The sequence below is a fragment of the Planotetraspora mira genome (assembly GCF_016863275.1).
In the GTDB taxonomy this organism is placed as follows: Bacteria; Actinomycetota; Actinomycetes; order Streptosporangiales; family Streptosporangiaceae; genus Planotetraspora; species Planotetraspora mira.
Window position 1 is genome coordinate 15838 of record NZ_BOOO01000054.1, and the last position, 25294, is coordinate 41131.

At 69.6% G+C, this 25294-nt stretch carries 30 protein-coding genes; 11 read left to right on the forward strand and 19 right to left on the reverse strand.

The features are described from left to right. Positions 1-23: 23 nt before the first annotated feature. Entirely contained in the window at positions 24-539 is a 516-nt protein-coding gene (locus Pmi06nite_RS39870) for an O-acetyl-ADP-ribose deacetylase (protein ID WP_203958444.1), read from the reverse strand. A 51-nt stretch (positions 540-590) separates the two neighbouring features. Between Pmi06nite_RS39870 and Pmi06nite_RS39875 the strand changes: the two genes are divergently transcribed. The 6 genes from Pmi06nite_RS39875 (at position 591) to Pmi06nite_RS39900 (ending at position 4118) form a co-directional block, all read left to right on the forward strand. Beyond that, a complete protein-coding gene (locus tag Pmi06nite_RS39875) occupies positions 591-947 on the forward strand; it encodes a BlaI/MecI/CopY family transcriptional regulator (protein ID WP_203958445.1) in 357 nt (118 codons plus the stop codon). Then, positions 944-1861, forward strand: a complete 918-nt coding sequence (locus tag Pmi06nite_RS39880; RefSeq protein ID WP_203958446.1) for a M56 family metallopeptidase — start codon at positions 944-946, stop codon at positions 1859-1861. The genes Pmi06nite_RS39875 and Pmi06nite_RS39880 overlap by 4 nt, the downstream gene beginning before the upstream one ends. Positions 1862-1929: 68 nt before the next feature. Beyond that, positions 1930-2364 (forward strand): helix-turn-helix domain-containing protein, encoded by a 435-nt coding sequence (locus tag Pmi06nite_RS39885; RefSeq protein ID WP_203958447.1) that lies wholly within the window; start codon positions 1930-1932, stop codon positions 2362-2364. A 3-nt stretch (positions 2365-2367) separates the two neighbouring features. After that, entirely contained in the window at positions 2368-2829 is a 462-nt protein-coding gene (locus Pmi06nite_RS39890; RefSeq protein ID WP_203958448.1) for a hypothetical protein, read from the forward strand. Between the two features lie 162 nt (positions 2830-2991). Beyond that, positions 2992-3336 carry a DUF2516 family protein gene (locus tag Pmi06nite_RS39895; RefSeq protein WP_203958449.1) on the forward strand — a complete coding sequence of 115 codons (345 nt, stop codon included), beginning with the start codon at positions 2992-2994 and terminating at the stop codon, positions 3334-3336. A gap of 47 nt (positions 3337-3383) precedes the next feature. Beyond that, positions 3384-4118 carry an alanyl-tRNA editing protein gene (locus Pmi06nite_RS39900; RefSeq protein ID WP_203958450.1) on the forward strand — a complete coding sequence of 245 codons (735 nt, stop codon included), beginning with the start codon at positions 3384-3386 and terminating at the stop codon, positions 4116-4118. Positions 4119-4131: 13 nt separating this feature from the next. Here Pmi06nite_RS39900 and Pmi06nite_RS39905 read toward each other — a convergent pair whose 3' ends face one another. Both Pmi06nite_RS39905 and Pmi06nite_RS39910 read right to left on the reverse strand, forming a co-directional pair. Further along, positions 4132-5103, reverse strand: coding sequence for a magnesium transporter CorA family protein (locus Pmi06nite_RS39905; RefSeq protein ID WP_203958451.1), 972 nt, complete (start codon positions 5101-5103; stop codon positions 4132-4134). Between the two features lie 58 nt (positions 5104-5161). Beyond that, a complete protein-coding gene (locus Pmi06nite_RS39910; protein WP_203958452.1) occupies positions 5162-6109 on the reverse strand; it encodes an asparaginase in 948 nt (315 codons plus the stop codon). 45 nt (positions 6110-6154) lie between these two features. Between Pmi06nite_RS39910 and dtd the strand changes: the two genes are divergently transcribed. After that, positions 6155-6589 (forward strand): D-aminoacyl-tRNA deacylase, encoded by a 435-nt coding sequence (gene dtd / locus Pmi06nite_RS39915; protein WP_203958453.1) that lies wholly within the window; start codon positions 6155-6157, stop codon positions 6587-6589. Here the strand turns inward: dtd and ygfZ are convergent. The 3 genes from ygfZ to Pmi06nite_RS39930 all read right to left on the reverse strand — a co-directional run bounded on the left by ygfZ (position 6586) and on the right by Pmi06nite_RS39930 (position 9044). Beyond that, positions 6586-7629 carry a CAF17-like 4Fe-4S cluster assembly/insertion protein YgfZ gene (gene ygfZ, locus Pmi06nite_RS39920; protein ID WP_203958454.1) on the reverse strand — a complete coding sequence of 348 codons (1044 nt, stop codon included), beginning with the start codon at positions 7627-7629 and terminating at the stop codon, positions 6586-6588. The genes dtd and ygfZ overlap by 4 nt on opposite strands. A gap of 64 nt (positions 7630-7693) precedes the next feature. Next, a complete protein-coding gene (locus tag Pmi06nite_RS39925; protein WP_203958455.1) occupies positions 7694-8104 on the reverse strand; it encodes a Fur family transcriptional regulator in 411 nt (136 codons plus the stop codon). Positions 8105-8546: 442 nt separating this feature from the next. Next, entirely contained in the window at positions 8547-9044 is a 498-nt protein-coding gene (locus tag Pmi06nite_RS39930; RefSeq protein ID WP_203958456.1) for a heme-binding beta-barrel domain-containing protein, read from the reverse strand. Positions 9045-9167: 123 nt separating this feature from the next. Between Pmi06nite_RS39930 and Pmi06nite_RS39935 the strand changes: the two genes are divergently transcribed. Beyond that, the gene (locus tag Pmi06nite_RS39935) at positions 9168-9530 is read left to right on the forward strand and encodes a DsrE family protein (RefSeq protein WP_203958457.1); all 363 of its coding nucleotides are present in this window, start codon (positions 9168-9170) and stop codon (positions 9528-9530) included. A 34-nt stretch (positions 9531-9564) separates the two neighbouring features. Here Pmi06nite_RS39935 and Pmi06nite_RS39940 read toward each other — a convergent pair whose 3' ends face one another. The 4 genes from Pmi06nite_RS39940 to Pmi06nite_RS39955 all read right to left on the reverse strand — a co-directional run bounded on the left by Pmi06nite_RS39940 (position 9565) and on the right by Pmi06nite_RS39955 (position 16872). Next, entirely contained in the window at positions 9565-10278 is a 714-nt protein-coding gene (locus tag Pmi06nite_RS39940) for a type 1 glutamine amidotransferase (protein ID WP_203958458.1), read from the reverse strand. Beyond that, positions 10268-11524 (reverse strand): Mur ligase family protein, encoded by a 1257-nt coding sequence (locus Pmi06nite_RS39945; protein WP_203958459.1) that lies wholly within the window; start codon positions 11522-11524, stop codon positions 10268-10270. Before Pmi06nite_RS39945 ends, Pmi06nite_RS39940 begins: the two co-directional genes overlap by 11 nt. Positions 11525-11751: 227 nt before the next feature. Next, positions 11752-14847: an ATP-binding protein gene (locus Pmi06nite_RS39950; RefSeq protein WP_203958460.1), complete on the reverse strand. Its 3096-nt coding sequence runs from the start codon at positions 14845-14847 to the stop codon at positions 11752-11754. A gap of 96 nt (positions 14848-14943) precedes the next feature. After that, entirely contained in the window at positions 14944-16872 is a 1929-nt protein-coding gene (locus Pmi06nite_RS39955) for a hypothetical protein (protein ID WP_203958461.1), read from the reverse strand. Positions 16873-17016: 144 nt separating this feature from the next. Between Pmi06nite_RS39955 and Pmi06nite_RS39960 the strand changes: the two genes are divergently transcribed. Genes Pmi06nite_RS39960 through Pmi06nite_RS39970 form a run of 3 tightly spaced genes read left to right on the forward strand, consistent with a single transcriptional unit; the run spans position 17017 to position 19266 of the window. After that, positions 17017-17670, forward strand: coding sequence for a hypothetical protein (locus Pmi06nite_RS39960; RefSeq protein ID WP_203958462.1), 654 nt, complete (start codon positions 17017-17019; stop codon positions 17668-17670). 5 nt (positions 17671-17675) lie between these two features. Then, the gene (locus tag Pmi06nite_RS39965; RefSeq protein WP_203958463.1) at positions 17676-18344 is read left to right on the forward strand and encodes a DUF4352 domain-containing protein; all 669 of its coding nucleotides are present in this window, start codon (positions 17676-17678) and stop codon (positions 18342-18344) included. 34 nt (positions 18345-18378) lie between these two features. Then, positions 18379-19266, forward strand: coding sequence for a hypothetical protein (locus Pmi06nite_RS39970; RefSeq protein ID WP_203958464.1), 888 nt, complete (start codon positions 18379-18381; stop codon positions 19264-19266). Here the strand turns inward: Pmi06nite_RS39970 and Pmi06nite_RS39975 are convergent. From Pmi06nite_RS39975 to Pmi06nite_RS40015, 9 genes are all read right to left on the reverse strand, one after another. Beyond that, a complete protein-coding gene (locus Pmi06nite_RS39975; protein WP_203958465.1) occupies positions 19256-20548 on the reverse strand; it encodes a hypothetical protein in 1293 nt (430 codons plus the stop codon). The genes Pmi06nite_RS39970 and Pmi06nite_RS39975 overlap by 11 nt on opposite strands. A 133-nt stretch (positions 20549-20681) precedes the next feature. Beyond that, positions 20682-20987, reverse strand: coding sequence for a DUF1416 domain-containing protein (locus Pmi06nite_RS39980; protein ID WP_203958466.1), 306 nt, complete (start codon positions 20985-20987; stop codon positions 20682-20684). Continuing rightward, entirely contained in the window at positions 20987-21826 is an 840-nt protein-coding gene (locus Pmi06nite_RS39985; protein ID WP_203958467.1) for a sulfurtransferase, read from the reverse strand. Before Pmi06nite_RS39985 ends, Pmi06nite_RS39980 begins: the two co-directional genes overlap by 1 nt. Then, positions 21823-22233, reverse strand: coding sequence for a DUF4395 domain-containing protein (locus Pmi06nite_RS39990; protein WP_203958468.1), 411 nt, complete (start codon positions 22231-22233; stop codon positions 21823-21825). The genes Pmi06nite_RS39985 and Pmi06nite_RS39990 overlap by 4 nt, the downstream gene beginning before the upstream one ends. A 171-nt stretch (positions 22234-22404) precedes the next feature. Next, complete coding sequence (locus Pmi06nite_RS39995) at positions 22405-22857, reverse strand: thioredoxin family protein (protein WP_239114534.1); 453 nt, start codon at positions 22855-22857, stop codon at positions 22405-22407. A gap of 113 nt (positions 22858-22970) precedes the next feature. Continuing rightward, a complete protein-coding gene (locus Pmi06nite_RS40000; protein ID WP_203958470.1) occupies positions 22971-23753 on the reverse strand; it encodes an anti-sigma factor family protein in 783 nt (260 codons plus the stop codon). Continuing rightward, a complete protein-coding gene (locus tag Pmi06nite_RS40005) occupies positions 23750-24262 on the reverse strand; it encodes a sigma-70 family RNA polymerase sigma factor (protein WP_275409657.1) in 513 nt (170 codons plus the stop codon). Before Pmi06nite_RS40005 ends, Pmi06nite_RS40000 begins: the two co-directional genes overlap by 4 nt. 49 nt (positions 24263-24311) lie before the next feature. Beyond that, the gene (locus Pmi06nite_RS40010; protein ID WP_203958472.1) at positions 24312-24989 is read right to left on the reverse strand and encodes an LmeA family phospholipid-binding protein; all 678 of its coding nucleotides are present in this window, start codon (positions 24987-24989) and stop codon (positions 24312-24314) included. Positions 24990-25030: 41 nt separating this feature from the next. Further along, complete coding sequence (locus tag Pmi06nite_RS40015; protein WP_203958473.1) at positions 25031-25279, reverse strand: MoaD/ThiS family protein; 249 nt, start codon at positions 25277-25279, stop codon at positions 25031-25033. Between the last annotated feature and the right edge of the window lie 15 nt (positions 25280-25294).

Here is a 25294-nt window from a genome sequence, read left to right on the forward strand (position 1 = left end):
GAAGACGAGACTTGGCCGAACGCTTACCCCATGTCCCCCAAGGCCTGCTCAAACTCCGCATAAGCTGCGGGACTGAACAGCACGAAACGGACCTCGGTGACACTGGATCCGGCCTGCCGTATCGCTGCCAGGGCGATGCGGGCGGCGTCCGCCATCGGCCATCGGTAGATCCCGGTCGAGACGGCGGGAAATGCCACGGTCGAGGCACCCAGCGAGTCCGCGACGTGCAGCGACTCCCGATAGCAGGAGGCCAGCAGATGGGACCGGTCCTCGCTCCGCGAGTACACGGGCCCGACGGTGTGGATCACCCACTGGGCCGGAAGACGGCCGGCCGTGGTGGCCACCGCCGCGCCCACGGGAAGCCCGCGTCCGTACCGCGAGGCACGCAGCGCCCGGCACTCCTCCAGGATCTCCGGACCGCCGCGCCTGTGGATCGCGCCGTCGACCCCGCCGCCCCCCATCAACGAGGAGTTGGCGGCGTTGACGATCGCGTCCACGCGCTGCTCGGTGATGTCTCCCTCGACCAGAACGAGCTTCATCTGTCTCACCTCTCTACGGGACGTAGTACTACCCCGGGTAGGCTGAACGACGTGAAGGGTCTCGGCGAGCTTGAACGCAGCATCATGGACATCCTCTGGGCGGAGAACGCCCCGCTGACCGCCCGCGAGGTGGGTCGCATGATCGAGGACCGCGATCTCGCACCGACCACGGTGATGACCGTACTCGACCGGCTCTCCCGCAAGGGGTTCCTCACCCGCACCAGGGACGGGCGCGCCTGGCGCTACCAGCCCGCCGCGAGCCGCGACGCCTACGTCGCCGAGCTCATGCTCGAGGCCCTGGAAATGACCGGTGACCGCGACGCGGCGCTGACGCGCTTCGCGCAGGCCGTCTCCGGTTCCGAGGCCGAGATCCTGCGAAAAGCCCTCACGGAGCTGGAGGAGGAGTGATCGCGGCGGCGGTCTTAGCGGCCCTGGCCACGATCTGCGCCCTGGCCGCCTGGCGGCTGACGTCGGCGCGCTGGACGTGGCGTGCCCCGCGCACGGCCATTCTCCTGTGGCAGTCGCTCGGGGTGACCTGGGGACTCGCCTCCACGGGGGCCCTGCTGGCATACGCGCTCGAGCCGTACCGGCGGGGCGTCGTCCACGGTCTCGCCGCCCTGCTCACCACTCTGGAGTACGGCACCCGCGAGCCGCACGACGTGGTCAGGCTCGGCTCCCTCATCGCGGGGCTGGCACTGCTCGCCGGGTTGGTGGCGGTGTTGCTCGCCGCCGGCGCCCAGACGCTGCGTGCCCGGCACCGGCACCGTGTGCTGCTCTCGCTGATCGCCAGGGACGAGCCCGCCGTCCCCGGAGTCCGTGTCGTGGACTTCCCCGCCGCCGCCGCCTACTGCCTTCCGGGGCTCAAGAAGTCACACGTGGTGATCAGCGACGGGACGCTGAGCCTGCTGTCGGCCGACGAACTCGACGCCGTGCTCGCGCACGAGGCCGCGCATGTGCGGGAGCGGCACGATCTGGTGCTGTTGCCGTTCACCGCGCTTCGCCGTGCGCTGCCCTGGTCGGCGGTCGTCCGCGACGCCCACGCGTCCGTGAGCCTGCTGATCGAGATGGCGGCCGACGACCGCGCCCTGCGCCACTGTTGCGCCAAGCCCCTGGCGACGGCCCTGCTCCGTTTCGGCTCCGCCGCCGCGCTTCCCACGCCGCAGGGGGCCCTGGGCGCCTCCGCGGTGTCGAACGTGATGGCCCGCGTCAACCGCCTCGTCCATCCGGCGGTGGAGCTTCCCGCCCACGCCCGGTTCCTGATCCTTTTCGGCTCCGTCCTGCTGACCGCGTCGGCCCCGCTGCTTTGGCTGATTCCTGGCTGACCGTTGGGTGCTAGCTGGCGTTTATCGCCTAGCTTGCAATTGCAAGCACCATGCGGCAGACTTGGGGTATGGAACTGCCCAAAGTCGGCTCGCTCGGTGAGTACATCCGCCAGCAGCGGCAGCAGGCGAAGATCTCTCTCCGTCAGCTCGCCGCCCAGGCAGGGGTGTCGAATCCCTACCTGAGCCAGGTCGAAAGAGGCCTGCGCAAGCCGAGCGCGGAGATCCTGAACCAGATCGCCAAGGGGCTGCACATCTCGGCCCAGGCGCTGTACGTCCAGGCCGGGCTCATCGAGGACCGCGAGCCCCACAGTGACGTGCTCGCGGCGATCCGTGCCGACGTCACACTCACCGGGCGGCAACGCCAGGTGCTCATCGATATCTACGAATCGTTCCACAAGGAGAACCGGGCCGCTGATTCCGCCCGGCCGCCGCAATCGGCCGATGATCTCGGGGACGACCCGGTTCCCCCACGTAACGGCATCACGCCGGAGAAGGAAGGATAGTCCATGACCCTCGCGACCGAGGTCAAGAAGATCACCGAGTCCAAGCCCTTCTACGCGCTGACCGGCGCCGGGGACTTCGCCGTAGAGAAGCTCCGCGAGCTGCCCGAGCAGCTGCAGAAGATCCAGTCCCGCCAGGACGACCTGCGTGAGACGGCCAAGGACCTCCCCGTCAAGGCGCGGGAGTACGCCACCACCGTGCAGGGCAGGGCCGAGGCCGCCGCCAAGGACTTCCCCGAGAAGGCCCGGGCGTACGCCGACACCGCCGCCGCCAGGTTCACCGAGCTCTACGAGGAGTTCGCCCTCCGCGGCCGCAAGATCGTGAGCAAGGTGAGCGGCGAGGCCGCCCACGAGCTCGCCGAGGTCTCCGAGTCCGCCGGCACGACCAACGGCGCGACCAACGGCTCCGCCAAGCGGACCACCACGGGAACCACCAGGAAGTCCGGCGCCAAGCGCTCGCACTCCTGACGACGACTCCGCGATGCGACGCGTCGCCCGGCCCGTCCCCGCTGATCCGGGGACGGGCCGTTCGCCGTTTCAGGGTGATACGCCTCTCGCGCTCGCGACACAGGTTGCCCCCGCGCATTAGTGTGGAGGCGACACCCACCGAATGACCGTCTGGGAGAGTTCATGTTCGGGCCTGTGAACGGCGTCCTGGATCTCATCTTCTGGCTGATCAGCATCGCGGCGTTCATCATGTCCGCATGGGCGTTGATCCATGCGATCCGCATCCCCACGAAGGCGTTCCCCGCCGCGGGCAAGCAGACCAAGCCGCTCTGGCTCGTCATCCTGGGGTTCGCGACGCTCTTCACCTTCGCCGCCGCGGTCAACTACCAGAACATGGGCGTAGGCCTGCCGGGCATCTTCACGATCGCCGCGGTCATCGCCGCGGGCATCTACCTGGCCGACGTCAAGCCCGCGGTGAACGGCTACCGCAGGGGCGGCGGCAACCAGGGCCCCTACGGTCCCTGGTAGGCCCCGGCGGGCGCCGGAACCCGGGGGGTGGCCCTAGGCTGCCAACCATGGGAACCGATGTCCTCGGGCGCACCGAACGCCTCGAACTCGCCGACCAGAGCCTGCGTGACTGGGAGGCGGTCGTTCTCGCCTCCTCGCCTGACGGGATCGTGCTCGACCGCTCGGCGTTCTACCCGGGAGGCGGCGGCCAGCCGGCCGACGAAGGCACCCTCCTCTGGCAGGGGGTGGAGACCCGCATCGCGGGTGTGCGCAAGGGCGACGACCTCTACCTGATCCCGGCCGAGGGTGAGCCGCTGCCCGTTCCCGGCACCGTGGTCACGGCCGCCGTCGCCGACGACAGGCGCTCGGCGCTGATGCGCACGCACTCCGCGCTCCATGTGCTCTGCGGGGTCGTGTTCCGGGACTTCGGCGCGCTCGTCACCGGCGGCAACATGGAGCCTCTGGTCGCCCGGATGGACTTCAACCTGACGGAGGTGCCGCCCGGCTTCAAGGAGGCCGTCGAGGCGGCCTGCAACACCGAGGTGTCGGCCGACCGGCGCATCGACGTCCGGGTGTTGCCGCGCGAGCAGGCCTTCGCCATCCCGGACATCATCCGCACCGCGACGAACCTGGTGCCCGAGTCCGTCCAGGAGGTCAGGATCGTGGACATCGTCGGTCTCGACTGCCAGGCCGACGGCGGCACCCACGTGGCCTCCACCCGGCAGATCGGCAGGATCCGGGTCGCCAAGATCGAGAACAAGGGCAAGGGCTTCCGGCGGCTCAGGATCGCCGTGGAGGAGTGAGGTCCGCGACCGATCAGAGCCAGTCACGCTTGCGGAACGACCGGTACAACACCGCCGACACGACCACGATGGCGACGCTGGACGTCCAGAACCCCCAGGAGTGTTCGAACCCGGGGAACGGGATGTTCTGCCCGTAGAAACCGGTGATCAGGGTGGGGACGGCGATGATGGCCGCCCAGCTCGTCACCCGCTTCATGATCAGGTTCATCTTGTTGCTCTGCATCGTGAGATGCGCCTCACGGATGTTGCTCAGCAGGTCGCGCAGGGACTCGGTCCACTCCGTGGCGCGCAACACCTGGTCGTACACGTCCTGGTAGTACGGGGCCATCGCCCCGTCCCCGATCTCGTCGTTCCTGCGGATGAGCGTGTTGACGACTTCGCGCATCGGCATGACGACGCGGCGCAGGGTCACCAGGCTCTTGCGGATCTCGAACGTCCGGCGCTGGTCGCCCTGGGTGATGGGCCGCTCCCCGAAGACGCTCTCCTCCAGGATCTCGATCTGCTCGTCGATCGCCTCGACGGTTTCGAAGTGGGTGTCCACGACGTAGTCGAGCAGGCCGTGCAGCAGGAAGGCGATGCCGTGCTCGGTCAGGGCCGGTGCGTCGTCCCACCGCCTGACGACCTCGCCGATGTCGAAGTGGTCGGAGTTCCGTACGGTGACCAGCGCGTTGGACGTGATGAACGCCGCGGCCTCGGCGACGTCCAGCCGGCCCGAGTCGGGGTCGAACCTCACGGAGTAGACGTTGAGGAACTTGTGGCTGTCGTAGACGTCCAGCTTCGGGCGCTGCTTGTGCTGCAGGGCGTCCTCGACGGCGAGTTCGTGGATCCCCAGTTCCTCGCTGATCGCCCGAAGGTCCTCCTCGGTCGGCTCGCACATGTCGAACCACACGACCGCGGACGGGTCCTTCACGTGCTCCGACACATCGGCGACGGGGAAGCCCTCGGCCTCGAGCTTCCCGTTCCGATACAGACGCGTGCGTCCCATGTCCAGCAAGCCTAGTCAGTGCGCCTGGCCGTACAAGATGGGTCTTTCGGGGCGACTGTCATGCGGAGGCCGGTCGAACCCGGATCTCGCCCACCGGCTCTCCCCCGCCGGTCACCGGCGTGGTGGCGAGCCGGTCCAGCTCAGGGGCGTCGAGGCCGAGGGCGCGCAGAGCGGCGACGGTGACGGGGACGCGGGCGCGCGAACCACCGTCGTCGACCTTCACGGCGCCGCCGCTTCCGTCCGCGAAGGCGAAGGCGTCGAACGCCTCGGCCCCCGCCTTGACCATCAGTCCGGGGATCGCGCGCATCAGCACGGCCTCGGGCCGCGCCGTTCCGCTGGTCCACTCGGGGAAGGCGCGCATCGCGTCGGCGATGCGGCGCTCCGGGCTGCCCGGGTCCGCCAGGGTGAAGCGGCGGAAGGCCCGCACGACACCGGCCATCGACACGAAGAACAGCGGGGCGCCGCACCCGTCGACCCCGGTGGCCGCGACGCGCTCCCCGGTGAGCTCCTCGACCGTGGACCTGATCGCCCGCTGCAGAGGATGGCCCGGATGCAGGTAGCCGTCCACGGGCCACGCGTTCACCACGCAGGTGGCGAGCATGGCCGCGTGCTTGCCCGAACAGTTCATCAGGATCCGGCTGGGCCCGCCATGCTCGCGGAAGACCTGGTGGAGCGCCTCGGTGTCCAGGGGCAGGTCCTCGGGGCAGCGCAGGGCGGACTCGTCCAGCCCGGCCCCGGCCAGGATCTTCCGTACCCCGTCGACGTGGAACCGTTCCCCGCCGTGGCTGCCGCAGGCCAGCGCGAGCAGTTCGTCCTCCACGGGCAGGCCGGCCCGGACCATGGCGAGCGCTTGCAGCGGCTTCATCGACGAACGGGGGGATACCAGGCTCGAGGTGTCACCGTGGACCATGACGGGCGAGCCGTGCGCGTCCACCGCGTACACCCGGACCCGGTGGACGGACTCGACGAACCCGGAGCGGACCACTTCGACGATCAGTTCGGACATAGCGGGCAGTCTACGAAGCGGCCGGACGTGGCAGAATGCGGGGCCATGCGTGCGGTGGTCCAGCGAGTCAGCTCAGCGTCGGTGACGGTGGACGGCAAAGTGGTCGGGGAGATCGATGAGCCCGGCCTCCTCGTCCTGGTGGGCGTCACCCACTCCGACGGGCCCGCCGAGGCCGCAAGGCTTGCCGGCAAGCTGTGGGGGTTGCGCATCCTCCACGGTGAGAAGTCCTGCTCGGACGTCGGCGCCCCCTTGCTCGTGATCAGCCAGTTCACGCTGTACGGCGACGCCCGCAAGGGCCGCCGTCCCACCTGGCAGTCGGCGGCCCCGGGACCTGTCGCCGAGCCTCTGGTGGACGCCGTCGTCGCCGAGCTCAGGTCGCAGGGGGCACATGTCGAGACCGGCGTGTTCGGGGCCGACATGCAGGTCTCCCTGACCAACGACGGCCCCATCACGCTCGTGCTGGACGTTCCCGGCGTCTAGCGGAGACGGCGCCGCAGAGCCGGGTCGATCGTCACGTTGCGGCCGGCGTCCGGCGGCACGATGACCTCCTGCGTCGCCGCGACGCCTCCGGCGAGCAGTTCGACGTCGACGGGCACGGTCCGCTTAACGACGGCGAGGGCGATCGGGCCGAGTTCGTGGTGCCGCGCGGAAGAGCCGACGAAGCCGATCTGGCCGGGCTCGGCGGCCGCCTCCGGGTCCCCCTCGGCCTGCGTCGCGGCGCCGAGCGTGACCGGAGCACCGTGCGGGGGCAACGTGTCCACACTGCCGTCGAGATGCAGGAACACCAGGCGCCGCGGCGGGTGGCCCAGGTTGTGGACCCGAGCGACGGTCTCCTGCCCGCGGTAGCAGCCCTTGCTCAGGTGGAGCGCCTCGCCGATCCAGCCGACCTCGTGCGGGATCGTCTTGTGGTCGGTCTCGAAGCCCAGCCGCGGCGCGTGCGCCTCGATGCGGAGCGCCTCGTACGCCCAGATCCCGGCGAGTCTCAGGCCCAGCTCGGCCGGGACGTCCGCCAGCGCGCCCCGCGGCACCAGGAAGTCGCCGCCGATGGCGATCGTCCCCTCGGCGGGTGCGACCGCGGGAACGGCCCCGGAGGCGGCGACCGAGACCACGGCGTAGTCGGCGGTGACGTCGGCCACCTCGACCCGCAACATGAACCGCATCTTGTCCAGGAACGCGACGAGCTGGGCCGAGGTCCCCGGCTCCACGTGCGCCCACACCGCGTCGCCGTCGTCCACGAGCGTGAGGTGGTGCTCGACGCGGCCCTGGGCATCGAGCAGCAGCGTCTGGGTGGGAACGCCCGGTGCGAGGGTGTCAAGCTTCTGCGAGCTCAGGTCGTTCAGCCAGGTCAGCCGATCGGGCCCGGAGACCCGGATGATCTCCCGGTTGCTCCGGTCGACCAGTGCCTGGCCGGCCGCGAGCGCACGTTGTTCGGCGTAGGGCTCCCCGTAGTGGGCTGCGATCGTCTCGTCCGGCGCCACAGCGGCGACCGCTCCCGGGGTGTCAAGCAATGGGCTCCGCATGCCTCAAGGCTATTCGGTCCCGTACGGACCTCGTCCGCGCGCGGTGACGGCGCGGACCCGTGGGTCAGCGGCAGTCTCCGCAGCGGCCGAAGACGGTGAGGTGGCGGACGTCGGTCGCGAAGCCCAGCCGGTCGTCGAGCACGTCCACCAGACCGTTGACGAGCTCCGGGGCGACCTCCGTCACCTTGCTGCACGAACGGCAGACGAGATGGACGTGATCCGCCTCCGAGGCGAGGTGATAGGTGGGCGCGCCGTGACCGAGGTGGGTGTGGGAGACGAGGCCCAGCTCCTCCAACAGCTCCACGGTGCGGTAGACGGTGGAGATGTTCACCCCGCGGGCGGTCTCCTGGACGCGCGAGCAGATGTCCTCGGGCGTGGCATGCCCGAGCTGGGTGATCGCTTCCAGCACCAGCTGGCGCTGAGGAGTGATCCGGTAGCCGCGCGAACGCAGCTCCTCATGCCAGGTCTCAGCCATGAACAGAGTCTACGAGGCGTCACAGGCAAGTAGGTCTCGCTGTGATTTCGGCCTCCCCGGTTAATCGCTTGCCGCTGCCTCTGGGGCTCGCATAACGTACAAGCACGCAGAAGGGAGGTGGTCCGAACAATGGTTGATCATTATTGGACTAGCGAGGTGGCTGTCCGCTAGGACGTCGTCCATTCGGACCTTCCGTCTGGATGTCTTTGACGTCCTGGCGAAATCCTCAAACAGACACCGGAACCCCGGGCTGCCGGCGGCCGAGGAGCATCCTCGGCCATGGTCCAGCCGGCCCGCCTCATTGTGAGGCGGAGGCCGCCCGGGGTTCTTTTTCTTTCTCTTGAGACTTCTCCTGGAACGACCGTCTCCTGGGTGATCCCGGCTCAACGGTCGCCTGCCCGGCCTTCAGCTCTCGGTCCTGGGCCCCTGGCCTTGCGACCGCTCAGTCCTCCGGCTGGAAGTCCGCCACCTTCTTGAGCTCCGCGGATGCGTGCGACTGCAGGGGCTGACCCATCGCCGCCATGTCATAGGCGTACATCAGGCTGCCGCCCACCAGGCCGTACAGACGGTGGCCCGCCGTGTACTCCTTGGCACTGGCCGTACGGGCGACGATGTCGGTCTGCAGCTCGATCTTGTGGAAGACGACCTCCCCCACGTAGATCTCCACGATGCCCGTGGGGTGGGCGAGGCAGACCTCGAGTTGGCGTCCGGGCTGGATCCGCCAGAAACCGGTCTCCGTGGCGAGCGGGCGGACCTTGGCGCCCTCGGCGTCGAGCAGCCAGGAGCGGCTCCGGTAGGTCAGGAACGGCTTGCCGTTGTGCCCGAACTCCACCTCCTGGCCGAAGTTGGCGCTCTCCATGGTGGGGTAGCCGATCACGCCGGCCCCCTCCCAACGGCCCAGGAGGAAGGCGATCGGTTCGAGGTCGGGATGTGCGTCCATGGGATACGAGCTTAGATGCCCCGGGCGGGCCGGACAGCAGGCCAACCGGCAGCCGCAGGACTTGTGGCGACTTATCCGGTATGCGGCGACGCGGGCCCATCGGTCTCCGACTAGGCTGCCAGCATGGCACGATCACTGGTGATCAAGGTGACGGCCGGCGCGGACGCGCCGGAGCGATGCAACCAGGCGTTCACCGTCGCGGCGGCGGCCCTGGTCAGCGGCGTACCGGTGTCTGTCTGGCTCACCGGAGAATCCGCGTGGTTCGCGCTCCCCGGTCGCGCGAAGGAGTTCGTCCTGCCCGAGGCCGCACCGCTGGCGGATCTACTCGACGCCGTCCTCGCGGCCGGACGTGTGACCCTCTGCACCCAGTGCGCCGCACGGCGCGGGATCACCGTCGACGACATCATCGACGGCGTCCGCATCGCGGGAGCCTCCACGTTCGTCGAAGAGGTGCTCGCCGAGGGCGTCCAGGCCCTGGTCTACTAGCCGGCGAGAGCCGTACCGGCTGGATCGCGCTCCATCAGGCCTGGTCACCCAGAACGGCCGAGAGCCGCTCGTCGCGCAGCCGCTGATACCACTCGTCGTTCACCGGCGGCAGCGGCCCGATCGCCCACGAGAGCAGCAGGTCGGCCAGGGCGGGATTGCGCGCCAGAGCCGGGCCGTGCAGGTAGGTGCCGATGATCTTTCCTGCGACGCAGCCCTCGGTGCCGTCTCCGTTGCCCGTGCCGACGATCGTCCGCGACAGCGGCCGCACGCCCGGGCCCAGCCGGGTGACGCCCATGTGGTTCTCGAAGCCCGTCAGAGTGGGCAGGCGCAACGCGGGATCGACCTCCGCGGCCAGTTCGCCGACCGCTCGCCGCTCGCCGCGGCTCGAACTGATGTCGAGCAACTCGAGGCCGGGCACGGGCTGCCCCTCCTCACCGCCGAACACCGAGCCCATGATCTGGTAACCCGCGCAGACCGCCAGCATGGCGGCGCCGCGGGCGATCGCCGACTGCAGCCCGCCGTCCTTGCGCAGCCGCTCGGCGCCGAGGATCTGCGGCCGGTCCTCACCGCCGCCGATGAGGTAGATGTCGCCCTGCTGCGGCACCGGGTCGGACGACCGGACGTGATGGATCCGGGTCGGGACGCCCCGGGCGCGGGCCCGCTGCTCCAGGACCAGCGCGTTGCCCTGGTCGCCGTAGGTGCTGAGCAGGTCCGGATAGATCCAGACGATTGACAATTCAGACTGCACGACCGAACTCCGTCCGGATCTGCTGGAACGCGGTGTAGTTGGCGATCACGTCGATCCTGCCCAGCGGCAGCGCGGCCACCGCCTGGTCGAACGAATCGCAGAGCTGGAACGGGATGCCGGCGACGTCGAGCCGCAACGCAAGGTCGAGACGCCGCTCACCGGTCACGTAGACGGGCCGCCCCCGGAGGATGCGGTAGTCGACGTCCCAGAGCCACGAGGTGTCCCGGCCGTCCGGCCCCTGGGCGTTGACCGACAAGATGATCGGAAGCCTCGGGTCGGAGACCTCGAAGGCCTCCAGCCAGCCCGCCGGGTTCTTGGCCAGCAGGAGTCGCAGGGCGCGCCCGTCGCGCTCCACTGTGGTGTAGCGGCCCGCCACCGACGTGACCGTCCGCAACCTCGGCAGGGCTCTGGCCGGGTCGAGCCCGAACGCGTCCACCGTGGCCAGCGCGATCGCGGCGTTGGACCGGTTGGCCTCGCCGGGAAGCTGCAGATCGAGCCGCCAGCGCCGGCCGTGCGGGTCGATCACGTCCTCACCGTCGAGGACCCAGTCGGGCTCGGGGCGATGGAAGGTGCACTCGCGGCAGGCCCAGTGGACCGACCCCTGCTGCCCCATCTCCCTGGAACCGCCGCGGTCGAGGGGGCCGCCGCACTCGGGGCAGCACCACGAGTCCTCACGCCAGCGCTGCCCGCCCGACACCCAGGTCACCCGGGCCGCCGTGGACGCGCCCCACGTCACCAGGGGGTCGTCACAGTTGGCGATCACGTGCGCCGGCTTGCCCGCCAGCGCACGGCGCCACTTCTGCGCAAGCAGCCAGATCTCGGCCGCACGGTCCATCTGGTCGCGGCTGAGGTTCATGAGGGTGACGATCCCGGCGTTGGTCGTGTCGAGCACCTCGGGGAGGTACTTCTCGTCGACCTCGAGCACGGCGAACGGCGCGTGCTTCGCCCCAGACAACGCCGACACGTGGCCTGCCGGCATGTTCGCACCGAAGGCGTTGGTGGCCACCTCGCCCAACTCCATGAGCGCCGAGGCGATCAGACGCGTCGTCGTGGTCTTGCCGTTGGTGGCGCTGACCAGGGCGAGCTTGCGATCTGTGGCGAGCTTGCGGAGCAGATCAGGCTCCAGCATGAGCCCGACCCTGCCGCCGATGACCGACCCGTCGCCGCGTCCGGTGGCCCTGGACAGCGTCGCGGCCGTGCGGCCCAAGGCACTGGCGAGCTGCGCCCGCAACGGAAGCTGACTCATGCCCGAGATCCTATCCGCGCTCCCCACCACCGGCCGCCTCGCGGCTCGGAGCCGTACGGCCCTGCATGATCACAAACCGTGAAGACGTAGGCAGGAGGCGACTTTTGCGAACCTGTGCATGATCACGAGTTGTGAAGGTGCAGGTGAATGTGGTTTCCCCGAACCTGTGCATGATCACGCCCAAGGTTTGGGCAGGTCGGTGGGGGTGTTGCCGAACCTGTGCATGATCACGCGGGGGGGATGAAGGACAACTCCGGGGGGGTGTCTCCGTCGAAGGGGAGGACGAACCGGCGGGGCCAGGACAGGACCGTCTCCAGCCAGCCTGCGCCCATCGTCTGGGCGACGTGCTTGACCCGGTCCTTCGGCTCCACGCCGATCGCGACGGTCCCCACGTCCCGCTGGATGCCCTCGTGCTCGTCGTCTCCGAGGATGACCCGCCACGCGAGAGCGCGGTTGCGGTCCACCTCCATCGACAGGGGGTGGTGGCGCAGGGCCTTGGCCCGGTGGCCGAGCAACTCGGTCCTGACCCCCACCGCGACGGCCCCCTCACCGGCGGCCGCGGACCCGTTGACCCCCTGGTGCGCGTACGGCCGGCCGACCGGATCGGTGCCGAACAGGGTGTACTCCATCGCCGGGGCGGCGCTGCGCAAATCGGGTGCGGAATGGCCGAACGGGAACAACCGATCCACTTCGTGCAGCCAGCGGACCTGCGGGATGACCCAGGCCGCCCCCGGGCGCTCCCCCGCCTGCATCGGCTGCTCCCTGTCCTCCGGGTCCAGCAGTCCCGCGGCGACCTCGGACGCCTTCTCCGTGAGCAGCGTGGGGTCGAACCAGGTCCGCAGCGACCACGACCTGCGGGCGACGCCGCGCTCGGTGAGGGTCGCGAGCAGGCACTCCCGGCGCTTGACCGGCAACTCGGCCCAGATGTCGGCGAGGACGCGCGGCACACCGGGCAGAGAGCGGTTCGTCACGAACGACAGAATCACCGTGTCGGTCCAGATCCGCAGCCATGCCCATTCCGGCGCCACGGCGAGCAGGTCGGCCTCGCGCAGCTCGACCAGCGTGCAGGCCTTGCCCGTACGGCACTCGCGGCCGCAGGCGGCCGAGCGGCGGCCGCAGATGGGCGGGACCGGGCTCAGCATGGCGCGTTCGCGGTCCTCCCCCAGCGGCACCTGGATGCGCAGCGGGCGGTCCATCCCGTCGGCGAAGACCGCCGCGTAGCCGGGCTGGAGCGAGACGACCTGGCGGGACTGGTCCTCGCTCAGGTTCATCGCCGCGCCGACGAGCCGGCGGTCGTCCTCCGCGGGCAGACGGTGGACGACCTTCAGCGCGGTGTTCTTCACGACGTCGGAGACCAGCTTCGTGGGGATCTGCTCAGCCACGATGATGCCCTCGCCGTACGCCCTGATCTCGGCGAGCATCCCGGCCAGCAGCTCGACCGCGTGGGTCGAGGCCCGTTGCGAACCGCGGTCCCTGAGCAGACGGTGGGCCTCCTCGATCACGATGACGTGGCGGAGTCCGGCCGGGCCGTCCTCGTTACGCGGGTCCTGCCGGGCACGCATCCGCAGGTGCTCGACGATGCGGATGATGAGCGTGCCCATGAGGAACGCCTTGTCCTCGTCGTTGGCCACGTCCTCGATGGCGAGCACCACGTTGCGCTGGAGCAGGCCGCCGATGTCGGCCGGATGACCGCCCTCGAAGAACCGGCCTGCGCTGCCCACCCGCAGGCTGCGCAGCCGGAGGCTGATGAACCCCTCGACGTCGGCCTGCACCTCGTTGCCGTAGCCGATCTCCTGGATGACCTCCAGGGCGTGCTGCTGCAGCTGCTCGAGGGTCGGTACGGCCGGCTGCACCGCCGCGCCGGGGATCCCGCCTCCGGTGACGACGTCCCAGCCGTTGGCCTCGTAGACCCGCTGGAGGGCCAGCGACATGATCTGCGGGAACGGCTCCTCGGCGTCGAAGGCCGCCATGAAGAGCGCGCGGACCATGTCGATGTGCGCCTGCACCGGATAGCCCGGCTCGGGAGCGAGCGGGTTCACGCTGAACGGCACGTTGTCCGGCGCGGACGGGTTGATGACGGTCAGCGGCGCGAGGTTCTCGACCCGGCCCGCCATCGCGGCGTACTCCGACTTGGCCGGCTCGATGGCCAGCCACGGGATCCCGGCCTTGGTGAGCTCCTCCAGCAGGTGCCTGACCGTCTGCGACTTGCCCGAGCCGGTGGCGCCGGTGATGAAGGCGTGGCGGTTCAGCGTGGCCAGCGGCACCCGGAACGCGCCCACCGCCCGGTCCTGGCCGTCCACGATCGCCCCGAGGTCGATCAGCTCGGAGGAACCCTCGATCTCGGCCTCGCTCGTCACGTCGAAGTAGCCCGCGTCGACCACCCGCACGCCCGGGACCTCCCGGCGCGGCAGTCCCGCGAGAGCGGCGAGCGCGCCCGCCGTGGCGGCGAACGGCGCGCCCGCCCCGTCGGCGGAGTCCTGCAGGTTGACGGCCAGCGCCTCGGCGAAGCCGTACACGGACTCGCCGGCGGCGATGCCGCGCTCGGCTCCGGACAGGGCCGGCACGGACATGGCGCTGCGGAGCCGGTAGGGATGGTGGCTCATCTCGACCGAGCCGACCAGCACGGGGGCGAGTTGCCGCAGTTCGTCGGGGCCCGCGGCGCCCGCGAGCACACGGACGTTCCACAGACCGGCCTCGCGGAACGCGTCGAGCTCCTGCATCCTGCGCTCGGCGCGCTCGGCGTCGAATCGGGACCTCTCCGAGGCGTCGCCGTACTGGCGCAGGACGTTGAGCTGGGTGCGCAGGTGGGCGACCTCGGTGTCGAGGAGGTCGGTCGGCTCGGCGACCACCACCCAGCCGAACGGTCGCGACATCAGCGTGACCAGCGTCGACTCGAACAGCGTCGGCCGCTTGTGCTCGTCGGGCTCGGGCTCGCGCCTGCCGTACAGCGGAGGCGCCTGCCTGCCGGGGCAGGGCGTCCAGACCAGGTCGGCCAGGTCGGCGATCCACTCCTCGCCGATCTCGACCCCGCGGGCACCGCCGGGGAAGAGCAGCGGCTGAGGACCCGTGACGGGCGCCTCGTCACTCGCGACCGCGCGCTTGGGCGGCCGCGGCGGCGTGAGCGGCCCCGCGTTGGTGATGAGCTCGAGCGGCGCCCCCGAACCACGCGACAACCAGCCGATGACGAACGGGCGGTTGCGCTGTGCGGCGGACAGAACGGCCGGGAGAACGGTGACGAAGTCCCATTCCGCAGACGAACTCCGCGACGGGGCGGCGATCGCCTGGATCCGGTACCACGGCCCGCTCAGGGGGAACGGATGCATGAGACCCCTCACTTGACGACGAACAGGGGAGAGACTCCTTCAACGATCAAGTGCTCACATCCCTGTTGACGATGCCCTTACCGGATCCGGACGGTGTCATGGCCGCTTGCGCCAGTCGAGCCGGGGCGGCGGAGGACCGAGATTCGGCGGCGGCGCGTCCTCGTCGAGCTCGAGCGGCTCGGGCTCCTCGGAGCGCAGCGCGACCCGCCTCAGCTCCTGGAACTCGCCCAGCGTCGTCTTGGGGAAGGTGAGGATCGCGGGGTTGGCGTCCGCGAGCCTGACCTGCCGCCCCTCGGCGGTCGCATGGGTGACGATGACCGACGTGGTGGGGAGTTGCTGCAGTTGGTGCGGCTCGACGAGGAACTCCCGCGAGCGCTGCAGCACGCCCTCGGCGACCTGGGGAGCGGTGCGCCCCCACTCGGTCGACTCGGTGATGTCCTCCTTGAGGTCGCCCTCCCCCTTCTCCTCCGGGCCGGTACGGCCTTCGCCGACGGTGGAGGTGTAGAACCCGCTCGGGGGATGGACGGACGAGCTGAACGTCTCGGTGAGCTGGGCCAGTTCGAGACGGTGCTCGGTGCCGACGTGCTCGCTCGCGACCCTGGCGTCCTCTGCGTTGCCCAGGCGCATGAACGCGACGGCGGCGTGGCCCCTGCCGAGCCGTTCCCTGACCGTGGGGGTGAGGCTGCGGTAGGTCAGCACGAGCCCCGTACGGGACGTCTCACAGGCGTCCATGAGCCGGTCGAGCACGTCGCCGCGCAGCTTGTCCGCCCCGGCCACGATGATCGTGTGATACCAGGGCCGCTCGCTCGCCGGAGACTGGCGCAGGATGTGCGTGAGCGCCGTGGCCACGTAGGTGCCGAGCACCCGGTTGCCGAAGACGCCCGCCTGGCGGTCCATGCTGACCACGCGCAACCGTGCCGGCGGCAGCCGTACGGCCTCGGAGCCGAGCGTCTCCAGCTTGCGTAATTGCGACTCCAGCGCCCAGGCCCGCTCGATCACGACGCGGTCGGCGACGCCCCGGCCGAACAGGGTGCCGATGCGTTCGAGCTGGGTCGCGGTCAGCAGGCCGTACTTCATGTCGTCGCGCGGGTCACCCACCTGGGCGAGTGCCCGGAGCGCCGCGGTGACCTGGCTGATCGTGGCGTTCTCCCCGAGGACCTCGAGGACCCGCTCCAGGATGGCGTTGTCGAACCCGATGTCCCTGCTGGTCTCCTCGCTCACGCTCACGACGTGGGCGAGCACGTCGGCGAAGGCCTCCGGCTTGAGCGTGGCACCCAGGTCGAGCCGCGGCAGGTCCACCGGAAGCACCCACACCAGCGGGTCGTCGCCGCCCCTCTTCGCCAGCTCGATGAGGTCCTTGGCGATGGCCCCCTCGGACAGGTCGAGCACGGTGAGGTGACCGCCGCTGTAGAGCCGGGTCGCGCCGATCAGGGTGATCAGGGCCGACCAGCCCGCGAGCGTCCCGCCTGCGACGTCGACGCGGTCGATCTCGTCGGGCACGGCCACCGCGTACCAGTTCAGCTGCTTGTCGAACGTGGTCTTCTTCTCGGCCCAGGCACGGTACTCGGCGGCGTGCTCCTCCTGGGCCGTCATGATCTCGCGCTCGCGCCGCTCCTGCGTCCGCTGCTCCCGAGCGAGGCGCTCGTTCACCCGTACGCCGACCGCGCGGTTGCCCTGGACGATCGCATAGGTGCAGATCCCGGCCACACCGCCCGCCGCGACCAGTCCGAGCAGCACGAACGACCACGCGAGCATCTGCGTCACCCCGAGGGCGAAGATGCCGACCGCGACGACGGCCATGAAACGGCGGAAGATCCGGACCGGGCGGTTGAGCATGTCCTCCTGGAGCCGCTCCCGCTGGGCCCATTCCGCCTCGGCGGGCGCTTGGGCGTCCGCCTCTTCGATGTCCTCCCGGGCGGGACGTTTGGGTGGGGGCCCCGGATCTGAATGCAGCAGGGCGTACTGCCAGCCCAGGTAGATACGGTCCGCCTGAAGCTGAGCATGCTCCGGGTGCGGGTCGCCCACAAGCCCTCCATGTCCGCCTGGGTCACAGCGTAGGAGCTATAAGCCCTATCAGGACGGGCTTCTCGGCATTCGGACGCAATTCCGGCCAGCGATGGGACGAATGCGGCTAATGGTTCGACTGCGGGCGTACTACCATCCGGTGCCATGATGTCATCCCCCCGCGGCAGCCGCCGTCGACGTCCGGTCCTGGTTCCGGTCGCCTCCGCGGTGCTGGCGGCGGGCATCGGCGTGACCGCCGTCTCCGGCGGCTTCGCCCAGGCGGCCGACGATCCACCCCCGAAGGTCGCTCCAGGCAAGATGATCGACCAGGGCCAGTTCCGCACGCAGTTCGTCAAGGCGGCCGACACCACCCAGCCGGGCACCTTCGGCGATCTCAAGCGTTACCTGGTGCTCACTCTCAAGGTCACCAACCTGGGCGATGAGACCACAGGCATCGGCCTCCTCCCGGAGGCTGACAAGATCGGGTCGATGCCCCTCAACTTCGCGGGTTCCATCCTCCGCATGCGACCGGAGATCAAGACGAAGTACGGACCCGAGGTCTACGGGACGGATTTCGGGGTCAAGACCGGGCTTCTGCAGCCTGGTGTGGCGACGACCGTGCTCGTGAAGTTCGAACTCGAGCCCACGGCCACGGCTCCCACCTCAGTCACTCTGGACGTCGGCAGCTTCGTCTACGAGCCGCTCGGACTACGGGACCAGACGCATTACTGGCAACTCGTCGGTGACGATGACGACGACGGGTTCGTCCCCACGGTGGCCGCGGAGGTCACCCTCCCAGTGACGCGGGAGCGCGGGTGATGACGATGACGCGACAGGAACCGGGAACCACCCCGCGGCAGGCACGCAGACCCGTGGAGCGGCGGAGCGTCGTCGGCCGCGTCGCGGCGATGGTCGCCGGGATCGCCCTGGCGGCGGCCGCGGTGTGGGCCCAGTCGAACGCCATGCCGTACGAGCAGCGCGGCTCCTTCCTCACCACCAAGGGCGAGATCGGCCGGCCCGTGGAGACGAACCGCTACACCGTGCAGGTGACGTCGGTGACGGCGGCACACATGGTGGATACGCGGAACTTCTCCAGCGAGACCGTGAAGGTCGCGACCCGCTACCTGTTCCTTCTGGTGAACCTCAGGGCGACCACCCGCAGCGAGCCCATGCAGCTGAGCAAGCTGGGGCCGCCCGAGCTTCTCACCGCGGACGGCAAGCGATACAAGCCCACCGACAAGGTGGATGAGTCGCTCACCTTCTTCGCCAAGCAGGTCCAGCCGGGGCTCTGGTCCGCCGGAACCCTCGTCTACGAGGTTCCCGCCGCCGCCATACCGGGCGTCCGCTTCGTCTTCATCCCGCCCGTCGCCGCGATAGTCGTGGACAACTCCGCGCCAGAAGCGGAGATCGACCTGGGCCTCACCAGCGCGGACGCCGCCCGGCTGATCTCACGGGCAGAGGCGTACCACCCCCTGGTGACCAAGACCTCATGAGCCGAAGAATCGGGAAGACGTGCGAGGTTCTGACGTGAGCGAGACGCCGATGGGCGGAGACCGGCAGGACCCCGGCTCTCCCGACTCCCGGGACTGGTTCGCCCCGCCTTTGGACCAGCCGGCGGACATGGACATCACCTACACGGGCCCACCGCCCCAGCCTCCCTCGATACCCATTCCGGGGACGCTCCGGCCGGTCGGGGACCTGCGGGTCTGGCCGGCCCTGTCGGAGGAGGAGCACACCATGACGGTGCCCTTCCCCGCCGTCCCCGGCACCCGCGTCGAGTTGCCCGCCCACTACAGGCGGCCCTCGCCGCCGGCGCCGCCGCCTCCTCCCGCGCGCAAGAAGATGTCACGCGGTCGGCGGCGCGTCCTGCTGGGGTCGGGCGCGTTCCTCTCCGTGGCCGCCGCCATCGCGTTTCCGCTCTGGTTCGCCCGAGGCGTCTACGAGTACGGCCGGCCAAGCGACCACATCCACATCGTCAAGCCCAAACAAGCCGCAACCTGGCAACACGTGTCGTGGCGGGTGGCCTTGTGGCCCATAGCCGATCCGGGTCCGAGCGCGAAGCCGGACCCCTCACGTCAGTGGATGAAGGTCGTCGTCACCAGGACGGCTCTGGACGGTGAGGGCGCCATCCGGCACGGCACCCCCGACGTGAAGCTGACGGACGGGTCAGGCCGCACCTGGCTCGCGCAGCTCGTCAACGACACCACTCCCTCGGCCACGGCCGAGAACAAGGTCGGGACGCTGTACAAGATCGAGCTGATGGGCGTGGTCCCGACGTCCGTCGCCGACAAGATCGAGGTCCTGGTACGGCCCAGCATCACCCGCGACGTGCCCGGCCAGTCGTTCGACGACTCGATGAAGGCGTCGGTCACGACCGAGGAGAAGCAAGACCAGGTGCTCAGGTTCACCCGGTGACCCGGGGCCGGCGCAGCCGGTCACGGGTGGCCGCCAGATCGAAGGTCGCGGCGATGAGGCACATGGTCAGGGTCGTGACCACGAACTCGGAGACGAAGAAGACCGGGACGTCGGTGATGAACCAGAAGTACGGCTTGTCGCTGGCGACCAGGTACTGACCCGCCCTGGTGAGATAGTCGCCGCCGATGTGCAGACCGACGTAGCAGAGCGCGAACAGCCCGAACAGCGGCGCCCCTCCCCTGGCCGTCAGCCGGAGGGAGTTGAGCAGTGGGATCCAGCGCTCGGTCCATCCCGCGGTGAGTTTGGAGAGGGCCCGCCGGGTCAGGCTGTGCGTGTCCTGCAGCCGGGCGGCGGCCACCTCGAGGGGCGTGCCCCTGATCGTGGTCTGCGTGTCCTCCGCGTAGGCCCCGTAGACGAGGATGCCGATGGTCAGCCACGCCAGCGGAAGGGCGAGTCCGGAGATCACATTCGGCCAGATGTCCGACCAGAACGTCTCCCATCCGGGGATCGCACTCTGCGCGTCCGTCGCCAACTTCTCCCCACCCGCGACCACGGCCCGGTCACCGATCCAGGCCGAGCGGACGCCCACCGCGGCCCCGATGGCGTTGAGCCCGTAGAAGACGAACGCGAGCTCCCCGAAGGTCGCCACGATCCCCGAGAACCGGCCCTGTCCCGCCTCGTGCCGCCGGCCGAAGATGGTCTTCACCCCGTAGGCCACGACGGCCGTCACGAGCGAGACCTTCCAGTCGAGACTGATCAGGCCCCCCATCACCGTGCTCTCCCGGCCGGCCATGACGTCGACGAGGATCCCGTCCGGCTGGCGGAACAGGTCGATGTTCAAGAAATCGCGGAGGTCCTGGTCGACGAAGCCCCAGGTCATGTAAATACCTGAGAAGACCAGTGCCGTCCGGTTGAGCGCCCCGAACAGGCCCTCCTGCGCCTCGCTCGCGTTCCTGCGGGCCCGGGTCTCCATCAGAGCGCCCCGGATCACGTACAACATGCCCACCGTGGTCGCGAGAGAGATCATCACGACGAGCGTGAAGAGGAACAGGACCACGACCAGGCGGGCCTGATACCACGACCCGTGTGAGAGGGTCGCCGCCAGCAGCAGCAACGCCCACCGCACGAGTCGCCCGGCGGAGAACCAGATGATCAGCGGCAGTGCGCACTGCGCGGCGATGCGGAAGGTGTGCAACGGGAGCGCGTACGGCGACAGCGTCCAGGTCGCCTTGGGGGCAGCGGCAGCCTGGATCGGGGCAGGGAGCGCGGACGTTCCGGACATCTGCCGCATGTTATCGGGTTCGAGGCGCCATCACCCCGCCATCGCGGCGAGATCGTCACGGTGCGGCACGGGCGAGAAAGCAAAAGGCCGGCACTCGGTGAGAGTGCCGGCCTTTCGGTGGTGCGTGCGTAGGTCAGACGGCGACGGCGAGCTGGGAGACCTCGCCGAGCTTCGCCTCGACCGAGACGTCCTTCGTGACGCCCCCGCCCGCGATGATGCGGACGGTCCACTGGCCCGGGGCCGCGAAGAAGCGGAAGATGCCCTCGTCGGAGACGACGACCTCACCGGTGAACTCGCCGGAGTGGTCGAGCAGGCGCGCGTAGGCCGTGCCGGCGCCGGAGACGACACCCTGGATCACGGCCTGCGTCGACAGGTCGATGCCGGCCGGCAGCGCGACGGTCTGCTCCGGAGCTGCGCAACCTTGTGCTTGAACGGTCATCAGCGGGCCTCCCCCAACTCGATCGGCACGCCCACGAGCGAGCCGTACTCGGTCCACGAACCGTCGTAGTTCTTGACGTTCGCCTGGTCGAGGATCTCGTGCAGCACGAACCACGAGTGCGCCGAGCGCTCCCCGATGCGGCAGTAGGCGATGGTGTCCTTGCCGAAGTCGACGCCCTCACCGGAGTAGAGGTCCTTCAGCTCGTCGTCGGAGCGGAAGGTGCCGTCGTCGTTGGCCGCCTTCGACCACGGGATGTTGCGGGCCGTGGGCACGTGGCCCGCACGCTGGGCCTGCTCCTGCGGAAGGTGGGCGGGGGCGAGCAGCTTGCCGGTGAACTCGTCGGGCGAGCGGACGTCGACCAGGTTCTGCTTGCCGATCGCGGCGACGACGTCGTCACGGAAGGCGCGGATCGACAGGTCCTGCTCGGAGGCGGTGTAGGTGGTGGCGGAACGGGCCGCCACGTCCTCGACCAGCTCGCGGGAGTCGAGCTCCCACTTCTTGCGGCCACCGTCGAGCAGCTTGACGTTCTCGTGGCCGTAAAGCTTGAAGTACCAGTACGCGTAGGCGGCGAACCAGTTGTTGTTGCCGCCGTAGAGGACGACGGTGTCGTCGTTGGCGATGCCACGGGCCGACAGGAGGGCCTCGAAGCCCGCCTTGTCGACGAAGTCACGGCGGACCGGGTCCTGCAGGTCCTGCCTCCAGTCGATCTTCACGGCACCGCGGATGTGGCCCTTGGCGTAGGCGCTGGTGTCCTCGTCGACCTCGACGAGCACGACACCGGGCGTGTCGAGGTTGGCCTCGACCCAGTCGGCATCCACCAGGACGGCGGAGCGGCTCATTGTGTTCTCCCAGGTTGTAGACGGCGGATGATCAGGTACATCTCGCAGCCCAGGCAGAGGCCGAAGGCGGCGTTGAGAAAGGCGGCCAGCAGTGCCGCTGCTGTCGCACCCAGAGCCAGCGGAGTGATTCCTGCCGCGAACCCGATCAACCCCACGATCGCGAACCCAAGCCCGACGCCCTGCGCGAAGCGCGGTGGTGCCGCGTCCTCCAACTCGCTCGGCGGTCCCAGCCGCGGCCGCACGAGTCTCCGGAACAGGAGGCCGTACGGGGAGGCGTCGAAAGCACCGAACGCGAACACGACCGCCTGCAGGGCGAGCAGCCAGGGGCTGCGCGTCACCAGGGTGATCGCGAGAATCAGAGTCGTGACGGCCGCACCGAACCGGGGGCCTCGAGGGTCGATTTGCATCGTGGGATGCTCCTGAACGATTCACGGAATGCGGCGAAAGCCGCGGGAATCACCCTCAGGCCATGCGACAGAGCGAGGTGGCCACGCGGCAGAAGTCCACCGCGCGCCGCTTCGTGAGCAGCTCTGTCGTGGGAGTCATGACCACGACAGTACCTGCCGTCTCGCCATCTGTCACACGCTGTCCGATTGATGAGACGATTCGTGAGACGGACCGTCGACCGCCACGCCGACGGCCGCGATGACGTCGGCCTTCCTGGGCAGGCCGGACGCCCGCTTCACGACGTTGCCGGCGACGTCCACGACGAGGACCGTCGGCGTCCGCATCACATCGAAGCGCCTGACGAGATCGAGCCGCGACTCGGCGTCGATCTCGACATGCCGCACACCGGGCACCATCTCCGCGACGTCGTGGAGGATCCGCCTGGTCGCCCGGCAGGGCTGGCAGAAGGCGGTGGAGAACTGCACGAGGGTCACGCGCTCGCCCAGCTCCACGCCGAGATCGTCGCTCGTCACCACCGCGCGGGCGTCGGAGACCACCTGCTTCACGGCACGCACCTTCCCGTCGCGGCGCCTCACGGCGAATCCGATGATCACGCCCACGACGAGCGTCACACCAAGAACCACGATTCCGACCATCGTGCTGTGCAACCCGCCTTCCGCGCGGATTCATTCCCGTCATGCCTACCCGAGAAGGCACACCCATCACAGCGGTTCCGTCACAGGAACGGGTCGAGCGGTCACACGGGCAGGGTCACGAGCCCTCCGTCGGAGGTGGACAGTTCGAAGCGCGTGATCTCCCCGATCGGGAGCTCGATCGAGCCGTCGTACCACTGGCCGGGGCGGTAGCCCCCCTTGGGCACCTTCCAGCTTCCGGCCGGCGACCTCGTGCCGTCCCTGCCGATGGCCCACAACCGGCACACCGTGCCCGCGGGGACACCGCGAACCCAGGACACGACCTTCGTACCGCTCGTCTCGGCCGTGAGGCGGACGCCGAGCCGCACGTCGCCGTCCGTGACCTCCCGCCTCATCGTCCCCGCCCTGTCGGGCGCCGCCTGCGGACTACTGGAAAGGATCTTGGGGGCCGCGGTGGGGGCCGCGGCGTCGGCGCCGTCCTCGGCCGCGACGGCCGGGGTGCCCGGCTTCGCCGCGGCGATCTCACTTTGCGATGTCGCGGTCGGCGAGTCTCCGGCTCCGCGGCTGACCGTCAGCCATGCCGTACCGCCGAGCGCCGCGACCACCACGGACGCGGCCAGGGCGAGGAAGGCCCGCGACCAGCGGCTGCGCCGGACGGACGTGGCCACCAGCCGGTCGAGCACGGCCCGCGGCGGACCCTCGGCGTGCCGAATGTCGTCCTCGGAGACGAGCGCGAGCGCGCGCGGCAGCCCGGACAGCTCCGCCAGCTCGGCCCGGCACTCGGGACATCCGTCCAGGTGGGCCTCGACCTCGGCGATCTCGTCGTCCTCCAGCGCGCCGAGGATGTAGACCCCGAGCGACATGCGCACCTCGTCGTCGCAGGTCATGGCGCAAGCCCCCGTTCCTCCAGGGCGAGCTTCAGCGCTCGGAGCGCATAGTAGGTCCGCGACTTGACCGTGCCTGCCGGTATGCCGAGGACCTCTGACGCCTCCTTCACCGATCTCCCCCGGTAGTACGTCTCCAGGAGCACCTCGCGATGCTCCGGCCTGAGCGAGGCCAGCGCCTCCGCCACCGCCCACGACTCGACGGCCTTTTCCAGCTCGTCGTCCGCGGGGACCACGGCCAGGGCCTCGTCACCCGTCTCCTGCGGCCGGGCCTGGCGGGCCCGATGCTGGTCGACGACGAGGTTGCGGGCGACGGTGAACAACCACGCGCGCACAGGGCGCGCCCCGAGAACGGACGGATGGCGCCAGGCTCGCAGCAGCGTCTCCTGCACGACGTCCTCCGCCCTTCCCGGATCTCCGGTCAGGCGGAGCACATAGCCGTACAGCGGCCCACCGTGCTCCTCCACCAGCGCGCGCATGAGCTCGTCGGCGGCGGTTGCGGCTGGACTCACACCCTCATCACGTACGGCCGGGCCGTCGGGTTCAGGAGTGTGGCCCAGGTCACCGGAGGGGGACATCGCTGGCGGTGCCCTCGACCGCGAGCCCATCGGGGGTCGTCTTCACGCTGGTGATTTTAAGGCCGAGCGGCAGGTCCTTGACAGGCACAGTGAAGGTGATGAACCTCTCCGGGTTGGGGACGGAGAAACCGCCCGCGACCTTCACGCCGACCGGGGTCAGCTTCACGGCGCCGGAGACGACGTTGATCTTCATGTCGGCGGTGACCGGGAGGGAGCGCCCCAGCGCCTTGACGGTGCCGGACACCCGCACCTTGTCCCCCGCGCCGTCGATCTCGATGCCACGCGGAGCACGGGCGGCGATGGTCTCCCAGGGGATCACCACGGTGCCGGTCACGTGTTCGGCCCGGATGTCGGCCTTCGAGGGGTCCTGGATCAGGTCGCCCAGGGGGGCCGTCACGCCGGTCAGCGTGGCGTCGATCTTCGACAGCTCGACGTCCTCGACGGTCATCGGCCCGATCCCGACGGCTATCTCGTCATAACGTCCGAGGAGTGCCTGGGTGAGGAAGGGGATGCCCTTGATCTCCACCGTGGGAGGCGTCGTGAGGTCGTACTTCGCCGCGACCTGCTTGGCGATCTCGCGCTGGACGCCGGCGACCGCGACCCTGTCCACGACGGCGAGCAGGACGGCAAGCACGATCAGAGTGACGATCAGCTTGCGCATCCGGGTTCCTCCAGGGCTGGCCTGCCGTTGAGACTAGCGCCTCATCCCCCGGCAAAAGGCGGTAAAACCTCGACAACGGCACCCTCAGGGAGGAGTACGACACTCGGATCGCGCGTGCCCGCCGGATGACCGTCGATCAAGAAGGACGAGCGCCGCAGCACCCGCTCCAGGTCCGGGTTCCCTCCGATCGCGGCGAGCAGGTCTTTCAAGGTTTCCGCGTCGAACGGTTCTTCCGCGACTCCGGCGGCTTCCTTGGCCGCGGCCCAGTAGCGGACCGTCCCGGTTGCCATCGGTCTCCCAGCCCC